Below are 10,219 nucleotides of genomic sequence, written 5' to 3' on the forward strand. Positions count from 1 at the left end.
AAGGTAATACCAAATAAACGTGGTATCAGGCGGCTGTTATAAACGCGAAATTCACTGGCCACGGTGGCCCCTGGTTCGCGTACCGCTTGGTTTAAAACCACTGATCCATCTAGATCTGAAACTGAGCGATGGAAAGTACCCGGTGGAATGCGCAAGATATCGCCACCGGTATCTAAGCGAACTATGTGGTACGGATAATTCCAACCGAGGTTCACTAAATAAAAAGTGCGGCCCCCGTGCAGAGCTAGGAGGTTGTCTTCCTGGTGGGGATGCAAATAAAACTGCCACGCCCCTGTGGTGTCCTCATTGGGGGGACTAACCGCCGGGCCGCTATGGATTACTAAATCGCGGGCATTGGAAGCAGCAACGGTGATATCAAAAAAACGCACCGCTGGAGTATCGCGAAAGCGTTCATAGGGCACTAGCTCAAACATTGGTGCAGTAGCCATAGCAACTAATCAAGTTGATGCCAGTAAGCCAAAAAAAACAATTTGTTGTTGGGTGCATTGTTACGGATTTAGTGCTTTTAAGCACAACAGCCGTGGCTTGCTAATCACAAACTATGCATCCAGCCTGAGAAGGTTGGGGCATGGGAAAGGCAGGCGGCTCTATCTGGGGTCGCCTTTTTTATGGTATCGGCTGTAGTGGCGTTGATTACCTTGCCAGATTCATCAGCTCCTAATTTGCGGCATTGGCCTGGTTGGGCTCCCAGGGCTACTGCCAACTACTGGCTCGAGCAACTAATTACAGAAGTGCCCTGGAAACAGGAACACATCGAATTATTTGGACGCCGCCATCTCTTGCCAAGGCTCACCTGCTGGATGGCGGATCCAGGCTGCAGCTATCGCTATTCAAAATTAGAAAACATAATTGAATCCTGGTCGCCAATAGTTACAGCGATCCGCCAGCAGATCATTACTGCTACTGGCAGCCCCTTTAATTCTCTGCTGCTTAACTACTACCGCAATGGCACTGATGCCATGGGTTGGCATGCAGACGATGAAGCGGAACTAGATCCACTTGCGCCAATAGCCTCCCTCAGCCTTGGGGCCAGCCGTACATTTCGATTTAAACCAAAAGCCCGTAGTTGCGAGCCCGGCAGCCAAAAAACGATCAACATAGAACTAAATCACGGCGATTTGTTAATAATGGATTACCCCACCCAACAACATTGGTTGCATGCAATACCTCGCCGCTTACGTGTAAAAGAAGCACGCCTAAATCTCACTTTTCGCGTAGTAAAAAAATAAGAAAAATTAAACCAATGGTTGCGGCATCGTTACCGGCGCAGGCATTGGCGCGCAGGCCGGCACCCGCTGGGATACCACTTCACCAATAACCACAATTGAAGGTGCACCAAAATTTTGTTCTGCCGCCGCGCTAGCAAGATCTTCCAAACTGGCGATTAGTTGTTTTTGGCCATTCACACTGCCTTGCTGAATGATTGCTGCTGGGGTGGTGGGAGCTAAACCACCGGCCTGTAATTCATCGCAGATATGTTGCAAATTATGCAAACCCATATAAATAACAAGGCCATCACTACTGCGAGCTAAGCCGCGCCAATCAACACCGGGGCGAGCTTTATCAATTTCCTCATGACCGGTCACAAAAGTAACGGAGGAACCTGCTTTGCGATGGGTAACTGGTATCCCCACATAGGCAGGAGCCGCAATACCGGCTGTGATCCCAGGCACCACCTCAACCGGCACACCTTTGCTAACAAGATATGCCGCTTCTTCTGCACCACGACCAAACAGAAAGGGATCACCGCCTTTAAGCCGCACCACACAGCGGTGCGTAGCGGCAAGTTGCACCATTAAGGCATTAGTGCTCGGTTGCGGTACGGAATGAAATCCGCGCCGCTTGCCCACGCAATGCACAGAACATGTTGCAGGCACCAGTTCTAGTAATTCCAGCGGTACAAGAGAGTCGTGCACTAGGGCATCACAACGTTGCAGTAGCCGATGGGCCCGTAGCGTTAATAATTCAGGATCACCTGGGCCTGCACCCACCAAATAAACAATGCCAAAGGTTGGTGCAGTAGTCATGGCAGGGAAACCAACTGCTTCAGCAGTGAGGAATAAAAATGCTGTTGTTGCAAAAGGGGCGGCCAAAGCTGCATAGCAACTGGCCAGTCTGTTGCCTGCAAAGCAGCGCTGATTTGATTTGCTGCAATGGCCAGGGGCACAAGCAGCTGGGGTTCAGTGGGATCAATGTAGAGCTGGGCAGGCTCACACCAAGGCTGGCAGGGTGCCTCAAATCGCTGCTCTAGCAGTTGCACATACCGAAAAGCCAGGCTGCCGCTAAGGGGATGATGCAGCAATAGGGGCCTTAAGCCCTCAGTTCGTGCCGCCTGCAATGCTGAACCAATCGCCTGCTGCCAAAGGGGCCATGCCCCAAGAAAAGGCAGGCGCCGCAGCGGCCAGCCATGGCTGCGCCAATGGGCTGCAATGTCGGGCACATCAAATTGAACATGCTGACCAGGCAATTGAAATAAGGGCACCAAAGTGATTGGGGCTGGCGGAAAATTGAGGGCCTGCATTGGGGCCTGCTCATCGGTTAACGCCTGCAAAAACACCCGTCCTCCCCTTGCTATCTGTAATTCAGCAGCTAGTTGATCAATTTCAGCCGGAATCGAACCACCAGCCCGGCCATGGAGCACAAGCAACAAATCTGTTGGGGTTGCCGCCGCGCGTAATGCGCTGAGGCCCTGCCGGGGCCGGGGCAAACGCGCCAATAAATCAACAGCTTCGATAGCGAGAACGGGTTGTAGGTCTTTTCCTAGTTGCATTAGGCAATGGCGTAGAGGTTTAAGCGGCCAACACTTCACCCATTTTTGTATTGCCAGATAAAACTTGCTCTAGGAGCTTGACGGCGGCTGTTGGGTCTATCGCCAACTTCCACCATATGCACTTCTTCAGCAGTATTGAGATGAGTTAGTTCGCTCATTTTAGATAAATCACTACCAACAGTTTGCAGAGTAATCTAAGCAAAGGTTCTGTTGAAGCCATGGATCCCAACTGCTTGCTGTGGTTTTATTTGGTTCAGTGGCAAGGGGAGAGGCAAATCAATTTTCAGATATAGATTTATTAGTAATATTGAGAGAAAGGCAATTTAAATCTCGCGATGATCACGGAGGTTGTGATCAAGTTCGAATTGCATCAAACAGCGCAATAGGCAATAGGCCGGAGTTGCAATTTCATTTGCGTTCTGCGGCAGAAGCTGAACAAGGAGGACCAATCTTTTTAGATATTAGTATTGACGGAGTTATTCTATTTGATCCAGATGGGTGGGCATTAGAATTCCTGCAGCGCTATCGCGATCGCTTAGATGCACAAGGAAGTAAACGTATTCCTTGGGGTGATAGCTGGTATTGGCGTCTCACCCCAACGGTACGCCCTGCAGCAGAGGTTTGGTTTTGACAGGGGCCGAATTAAGCAGGTCTTACCTTAAAAAAGCTCAACTTCGCAGAGAAATTTTAACTCTTCTGGCAAACCGTGAAGGTTGGAGTGATTTAGTTAGAGAAGCGCAAGAATTAGGAGATAAATTTAGACAATTAGCAGCTGGATCTCACTGGTTACGAGCGCAAAGAGAACTATCCTTTTATGGCGATGTAGACTGGATTCCAACAGAACACTACACAGTTATTGATGGCAACAAAGCTTTGGCGATAGCGGATTTAAGCCTTAGTTTGGCAGAAAAAATCATAACTACAAAAAGCTAGAGCTTAAAAAGCTTTGTATTAAGCTGCATCAATCGCCCTTGGCCCAATTTTTCGATGGACCACATCAATAATTCAGCCCATAACACCTTTATGGCCATGGCGATTGCAGCAATGCAGCGCACAGCATTAGAGGAACGCAGCGGCGAACCATTTGGAGCAGTTGTTGTTAAAAACAACGAGTTAATTGCTGTTGCTGGCAATAGTGTTGGTCGCGATAATGATCCCACCGCCCACGCCGAAATCAATGCGATTCGCGCTGCTTGCAAGGTATTAAATAGCTGGGATTTAAGTGGCTGCATTCTTTATACAAGCTGCCAATGTTGCCCGATGTGTTATGCGGCAGCAGCTTGGGCTGGTATAAAAAAGATTTACTATGCTGCCGGTTGGGACGACTACAACGACATCTACGACGATCAAGCAATCGGTTTTGATTTACAAAAGCCTGATCAATTAAAGAATCTTGCCCCCGAGCAATTAATGCGATCGGAAGCTGTTGAGGTATGGCAGGCGGTGCGGCGCGATCGGGACATCACAACAATTCCGGCCCGTTTGCCAAACGCTTGAGATACAACGCCTCCGTTCCAGCATTTATCCAACCAGTAGCAATGGTTTTGGTGTGAACATTACTAATCCTGCCGCGATGGATGTGAGATACACCGGCCGGAAATATCAATAATTTGCCCCGTTCTGCCTCCTCGTGATGATCCTGCCAATGAAATTCAGTTCCCCCTTGAGGTAGATCATTGCAATAAAGAATCCAGGCCAACAACCGATGCACCGGTTCCGTGGCCTCTGGGCTGATGGTCCAATCACAATGCCAAGCTTTAAAACCCTCACCCGGCGCATAACGCTGCAAATTAAAAATTGGATTCACAAATAGCTGCTGCTCAGGGCTGCATTGCAGCAGCAGGGGCCTTTCTTCTAAATATCGATTCAGCCCGGCTCTAACGCCTCGCACAATTACATCTGCCAAAGCAAAAGCTTCTGGATCACTGCGATCAATCGCCACCAAGCTGATATCGGTGGAGCGTTTGGTCGCTTCCATTTGCGAGCTGGCACCCACACCAAAGGCAACACCAGGGGCTTGTAAATCGGAGCGGCGATCAAAAAAGCTGATTACAGCATCAGCCAAGGCTTCATAGCCAGCATTGCGATAGGAGGCGATCAAGCGCATTTATTTAATTTTTGGGTGGATGGTGCTGAACACTAGTTTTGATACCCGCCGGCTTTAAACCAAATGAAACGTCCGTCCACGCTTTTATGCGTGTTTGTGACGCTGCTGAACGATCGGGTGGGAGAAAGCCTGGTATTTCCGCTGCTGCCATTTCTATTAGCTGGTTTCACCAGCAGTGGCACCACCTTGGGTTTGCTGGCTGGTAGTTATGCCCTGGCTCAATTTTTAGCAACGCCATTGATTGGTGCATTAAGTGATCGCTTTGGGCGCCGCCCAGTGATCGCTTGCTGCGTTGCAGGCACAGTGCTGGGGCTTGGTTTATTTGCAATTACCTTAGAAATTGATTGGCCTATTGCCAGTGCCTGGCCCCTGGCGCTTTTATTTTGCGGACGGTTATTAGACGGGTTCAGTGGCGGTACTGCCGCAAGCGCTGGGGCTGTGCTCGCTGATATCAGCAGCCCTGAAAATCGCGCCAAAGCATTTGGTTTGATCGGGGTGGCCTTTGGGCTGGGCTTCATTCTTGGGCCTGCCCTAGCTGGGATATTGAGCCGCTGGAGCGTTACTTTGCCGGTGTGGATTGCAGTGGGAATTGCAGCAATAAATCTGCTGTTGGTGTTGCTTTTGCTGCCAGAAACCCATCCAGCAGATCAAAGGCGGGCCCTGCCTCGCAAACGAGCACTCAATCCTTTTACTCAACTGCTGAAGGTGTTTAAAAATCCAAAAGTGGGCAGCCTCTGCCTGGCATTTTTTCTGTTCTTTCTTGCCTTCAACGGTTTTACCGCAGTGCTGGTGCTGTTTTTTAAGCAGGTATTTAATTGGGGGCCAGGCCCTGCCACTAGCGCATTTCTGATCGTTGGCGTGGTAGCAACCGTGGTGCAAGGGGCATTAATCGGGCCCCTAGTTTCAAAATTTGGTGAACAAAAGCTCACATTATTTGGCCTTGGCCTGGTGTTAGTTGGTTGCCTCTTGATTCCTGCCGCCCCAATTGGCAATGCCCAACCGGTAGTTTTTAGCGCCGTTGCCATATTGGCCCTAGGCACAGGGCTTGTTACACCTTGCTTGCGCAGTTTGGTATCTAGGCGCCTTGATAGCGATGGCCAGGGAGCAGCCCTTGGCAGCCTGCAGGGTTTGCAAAGCCTGGGCAGTTTTCTTGGCCCGCCTTTGATGGGGTTGGCCTTTGAACAACTGGGCTATAGCAGTCCGTTTTTGTTGGCTGCAGCCTTGCTGCTGGGGGTGAGTTTTCTCACTGCTAACGGAACCTTTAAACAAGCCAATTAGTGTTTTGTGATTGGCACCTAAACCCATGGCCGCCGTTGCACTAGCTCCAGAGCTCTACCTAAATCGTGAATTGGGTTGGATTAATTTCAATGAACGGGTACTAGCTCAGGCGATGGACGGCCGAACACCGTTGCTTGAGCAAGCTAAGTTCAGCGCAATTTTTAGCAACAATCTTGATGAATTTTTTATGGTGCGGGTGGCATCTTTGAAATCACAAGTGGAAGCTGGTGTTACCAGCTCGAGCGCAGATGGACTCACGCCATTGCAACAACTAATGGCAATTCAATCAAAATTAAGGCCAGTTTTAGAACGACAACAACAACACTATCGCGGTGAGCTAAAACCAAAATTAACCGAACATGGCGTATTTCTATTAGACTACTCTCAGCTAAATAATAAGCAAAAAGAATGGATTAACAACCATTTCCGAGCTGCAATTTTTCCAGTTTTAACACCTCTTGCCGTTGATCCAGCTCACCCATTCCCGTTCATTAGTAATTTAAGCCTTAATATCGCAGCTTTAATTCGCGATCCAGAAACAGGAGAACAACAATTTGCGCGGGTTAAAGTACCTCAGAAAAATATACCAAGATTTATCAAAATACCAACAGAACTTGCTGATCAAGCAGGTCCCGTTCTCTACAGCGCCGTTCCCCTAGAGCAGGTGGTGGCCTTCAACCTCGCGCTGCTCTTCCCTGGCATGGCAATTGAAGGGCACTATTTCTTCCGCGTTACTCGCGATGCAGATTTGGAATTAAGGGAACTGGAAGCAGACGACTTAATGGTGGCATTACAGGAGGGATTACGTAAAAGACGCATGGGTGGAGAGGTGGTGCGTTTGGAGGTAACAGATGAAATGCCACAGGATGTAGTTGATCTACTGATGGAAGGAATGGCGGTAGAAGCGGAGGATCTATATCGCATTAATGGACCCCTCGGCTTAGATGATTTATTTGCTCTCACCGGTGTAGCGCTACCGCAATTAAAATACGTTGCTCAAGTGGCACGCATCGCTGCACCGTTAGCACGGGCCCAAAAAGCGTTGCTCGCTGACGGTTCGATCAAAGCAGAGGAATTTGAAAGCGTGTTCGATGTTTTAAAGCGCGGCGATGTACTTCTGCATCATCCCTACGATCTATTTAGTTCATCGGTTGAGGAATTTATTGGCCAAGCTGCAGATGATCCCGATGTATTAGCAATAAAAATGACATTATATCGTGTATCTAAAGATTCAAAAGTTATTAGTTCTTTGATAACTGCAGCTGAAAATGGTAAGCAAGTGATGGCATTAGTAGAGTTAAAAGCAAGGTTTGATGAAGAAAATAATATTCAATGGGCTAGGCAGCTTGAAAATGCTGGCGTTCACGTGGTTTATGGCGTTATCGGCCTTAAAACCCACACCAAGGTAACTCTGGTGTTGAGGCGCGAACGCGAGGAACTGCGTTCCTACGTGCATGTGGGCACTGGTAACTACAACTCCAAAACCTCCAAGCTCTACACCGACGTGGGGTTGCTTAGCGCCAGGCCTGAATTGGGGCAGGATTTAGTGGAACTTTTTAATTATCTAACCGGCTTTTCAAAACAACAAAGTTTCCGAAAACTTTTGGTGGCCCCCGTTACCTTGCGCGCCGGCATGGAATCTCTAATAAAAAGGGAAATCGAGCATGCCAAGGCCGGCACAGAAGCTCACATGATTGTAAAAATGAATTCATTGGTGGATCCTCGCATCATCTCACTGCTTTATGAGGCTTCCAGAGCTGGAGTGAAGATTGAACTAATTATCAGAGGTGTATGCAGCTTGCTTCCAGGCCTAGAGGGCCATAGCAGCAATATTTCAGTAATAAGTATCATCGGACGCTTTCTTGAGCATTCGCGTATCTTTTGGTTTAACAATGGCGGTGATGCTCAAGCTTTTATTGGTAGCGCCGATTGGATGGGCCGCAATCTTGATCGCAGGGTGGAAGCGATAACTCCAGTGGAAGACCCTGAACTTCGTAGCAGCTTGGAGCAGTTACTGCAAACTTACCTAGCTGACAACCGGGGTGCCTGGGATATGCAACCGGATGGTCATTTCTTGCAGCGCTTGTGCAATGAAAACGAAAACAACTCTCAACTTGAGCTCATGGAAAACTGGAAAGCAGTTCAAGGGCAAAACAGCTAATCAAATTGATAGGGCTCAAATAACTGATGTTTCTTATGTATAAAAGCTAAGAATCATGAGCAAAAACCAAACAAAAACCAATACCTAAACCGACCACTATTAGCTATTTCAAGATAGTTAATCAGTGGTGCCCTTGCTTTAGGAGCAGCAGCAGCAAATCCGCAGATTTTATTTAGCGTTGATTTGCGGATTACTGCCCCAAATCACACACAAATTAGCTGATAATAGTGCTATGTTCTGACCTAATTTAATTTGAGAGGCCAGGGTGATGGGGACACCACTGGGGGCTCGAGCTGAAGGTGAAAAACCTTCGATTCGCCCTGCACAATTACGAAGCAGCTCTAAATCAACTGGCAGATTGAGCACGGATTCAATCGGTTGGTACTTAAGCAATATCGGAAGGGTTCCTCTGCTTACTGCTGCTGAAGAAATCGAACTTGCCCATCAAGTGCAGCACATGAAGCAGCTGCTGGAAACAGAAGAAGCAGAGCGCACTCCAAGGCAACGCCATCAAGTGCGAATGGGTTGCCGCGCAAGGGATCGAATGATGGCAGCCAACTTACGTTTGGTTGTAAGTGTTGCTAAAAAATATCAGAATCAAGGACTTGAGCTTCTTGATTTAGTGCAAGAGGGTGCGATTGGTTTAGAGCGGGCCGTTGATAAATTTGATCCGGCGATGGGATATAAATTCTCCACCTATGCCTACTGGTGGATTCGCCAAGGGATGACCCGCGCCATTGATAACAGTGCCCGCACCATTCGCTTACCAATTCATATCAGCGAAAAGCTCTCAAAACTACGCCGTATTACAAGGGAACTTTCCCATCGTTTTGGCCGCCAGCCAAACCGGCTTGAAATGGCCCATGCCATGGGTATGCAACCGGAGGAGCTGGAGGAGCTGCTTAGCCAAAGCGCCCCTTGCGCTTCCCTTGATGCCCATGCCAGAGGAGAAGAAGATCGCAGCACCCTTGGTGAATTAATTCCAGATCCAGCCAGTGGTGAACCGATGGAGGGAATGGATCGCCGCATCCAAAAAGAACATCTCGGCACCTGGATTACCCAATTAAACGAAAGGGAGCAAAAAATTCTCAAATTACGCTTTGGCTTAGAGGGAAGCGAACCCCTTACCCTGGCTGAAATTGGTCGCCAAATCAATGTATCTCGGGAACGAGTGCGGCAATTAGAAGCAAAAGCAATACTTAAATTGCGATTGATTACCAACCAACAACAAGCAGCCTAATAATTAGGTGCTTACAGGTTTAGCACTGATCACCGCTTGGTTAGGAGCTGTTTTTATTGTCGCCAGTTTAATAAGTAAGCGCTGGCCACAGCAGCAAGAATTAAGCCGAAAGGTTGTGCATATCGGCGCAGGTTTTGCTTTACCCATTGCTTGGGCTACTGAGATTCCAGCATCTATTGCTCTTGCTGCTGCTGCTTTAGCTAGCGCTCTAGCTCTAATAAATCATCGTTGGCGGCTTTTAGCTTCCATAGAAGATGTAAGAAGATTTAGCTATGGCACTGTTGCCTACGGCGTTTCAATCACTTTATTGCTTGCATTTTTTTGGCCCCAACGGGCAGACCTTGTATGTGCTGCCGTTTTAACCATGGCCCTAGCTGATGGTTTAGCCGGCTTGCTTGGGGCAAATTTCTCATCTCGCCGCTGGCAAATATTTGGGCAAACAAAATCGATCATTGGCACTGCCACCATGGCTTTAGTAACACTGCTGGTGTTAGCCCTGCTCCTACCCAATTTGCAGTGGTATGCAGTGATTGCAATCGCCACCAGTGCAACTTTATTAGAACAATTCAGTTGGGCCGGCCTTGATAATTTCACTGTGCCCTTACTGGTGGGCGTAATGGGCGCCTGGCTAAGGGGCTAAAA

The 10,219-nt window shown here is 48.4% G+C and carries 13 protein-coding genes; 8 read left to right on the top strand and 5 right to left on the bottom strand.

What is annotated here, in order from left to right:
* On the bottom strand, positions 1–434 hold a 434-nt coding region (locus AC2JC8_RS08785; RefSeq protein ID WP_484594558.1), incomplete at its 3' end, for a redox protein.
* 195 nt (positions 435–629) lie between these two features.
* Here AC2JC8_RS08785 and AC2JC8_RS08790 point away from each other — a divergent pair.
* Complete coding sequence (locus AC2JC8_RS08790; protein WP_484594552.1) at positions 630–1,250, top strand: alpha-ketoglutarate-dependent dioxygenase AlkB family protein; 621 nt, start codon at positions 630–632, stop codon at positions 1,248–1,250.
* 6 nt (positions 1,251–1,256) lie between these two features.
* Here the strand turns inward: AC2JC8_RS08790 and cobA are convergent, their stop codons facing one another.
* The 3 genes from cobA to AC2JC8_RS08805 are packed head-to-tail and all read right to left on the bottom strand — an operon-like array spanning position 1,257 to position 2,949.
* Positions 1,257–2,048: a uroporphyrinogen-III C-methyltransferase gene (gene cobA, locus AC2JC8_RS08795; RefSeq protein ID WP_484401730.1), complete on the bottom strand. Its 792-nt coding sequence runs from the start codon at positions 2,046–2,048 to the stop codon at positions 1,257–1,259.
* Entirely contained in the window at positions 2,045–2,791 is a 747-nt protein-coding gene (locus tag AC2JC8_RS08800; RefSeq protein ID WP_484420350.1) for a hypothetical protein, read from the bottom strand. Before AC2JC8_RS08800 ends, cobA begins: the two co-directional genes overlap by 4 nt.
* Positions 2,792–2,826: 35 nt before the next feature.
* Positions 2,827–2,949 carry a hypothetical protein gene (locus tag AC2JC8_RS08805; RefSeq protein WP_484401732.1) on the bottom strand — a complete coding sequence of 41 codons (123 nt, stop codon included), beginning with the start codon at positions 2,947–2,949 and terminating at the stop codon, positions 2,827–2,829.
* A gap of 80 nt (positions 2,950–3,029) precedes the next feature.
* Here AC2JC8_RS08805 and AC2JC8_RS08810 point away from each other — a divergent pair, with 80 nt between their 5' ends.
* The 3 genes from AC2JC8_RS08810 to AC2JC8_RS08820 are packed head-to-tail and all read left to right on the top strand — an operon-like array spanning position 3,030 to position 4,288.
* Positions 3,030–3,422, top strand: a complete 393-nt coding sequence (locus AC2JC8_RS08810; protein WP_295456368.1) for a nucleotidyltransferase family protein — start codon at positions 3,030–3,032, stop codon at positions 3,420–3,422.
* On the top strand, positions 3,419–3,724 hold the full coding sequence (locus tag AC2JC8_RS08815; protein WP_295456366.1) for a hypothetical protein: 306 nt from the start codon (positions 3,419–3,421) through the stop codon (positions 3,722–3,724). Before AC2JC8_RS08810 ends, AC2JC8_RS08815 begins: the two co-directional genes overlap by 4 nt.
* A 54-nt stretch (positions 3,725–3,778) precedes the next feature.
* A complete protein-coding gene (locus AC2JC8_RS08820) occupies positions 3,779–4,288 on the top strand; it encodes a nucleoside deaminase (protein WP_484594553.1) in 510 nt (169 codons plus the stop codon).
* Here the strand turns inward: AC2JC8_RS08820 and AC2JC8_RS08825 are convergent.
* Complete coding sequence (locus AC2JC8_RS08825; RefSeq protein ID WP_484594554.1) at positions 4,254–4,898, bottom strand: 2OG-Fe(II) oxygenase; 645 nt, start codon at positions 4,896–4,898, stop codon at positions 4,254–4,256. The two genes, AC2JC8_RS08820 and AC2JC8_RS08825, sit on opposite strands and share 35 nt — an antisense overlap.
* Before the next feature lie 63 nt (positions 4,899–4,961).
* Here AC2JC8_RS08825 and AC2JC8_RS08830 point away from each other — a divergent pair, with 63 nt between their 5' ends.
* The 4 genes from AC2JC8_RS08830 to AC2JC8_RS08845 all read left to right on the top strand — a co-directional run bounded on the left by AC2JC8_RS08830 (position 4,962) and on the right by AC2JC8_RS08845 (position 10,217).
* Entirely contained in the window at positions 4,962–6,176 is a 1,215-nt protein-coding gene (locus AC2JC8_RS08830; protein ID WP_484594555.1) for an MFS transporter, read from the top strand.
* 25 nt (positions 6,177–6,201) lie between these two features.
* Positions 6,202–8,337, top strand: coding sequence for a polyphosphate kinase 1 (ppk1, locus tag AC2JC8_RS08835; protein ID WP_484594556.1), 2,136 nt, complete (start codon positions 6,202–6,204; stop codon positions 8,335–8,337).
* Positions 8,338–8,605: 268 nt separating this feature from the next.
* A complete protein-coding gene (locus tag AC2JC8_RS08840; RefSeq protein ID WP_484420354.1) occupies positions 8,606–9,577 on the top strand; it encodes an RNA polymerase sigma factor, RpoD/SigA family in 972 nt (323 codons plus the stop codon).
* Positions 9,578–9,584: 7 nt separating this feature from the next.
* Complete coding sequence (locus AC2JC8_RS08845) at positions 9,585–10,217, top strand: diacylglycerol/polyprenol kinase family protein (RefSeq protein ID WP_484594557.1); 633 nt, start codon at positions 9,585–9,587, stop codon at positions 10,215–10,217.
* Positions 10,218–10,219 lie beyond the last annotated feature (2 nt).

Source organism: Synechococcus sp. (assembly GCF_982614295.1).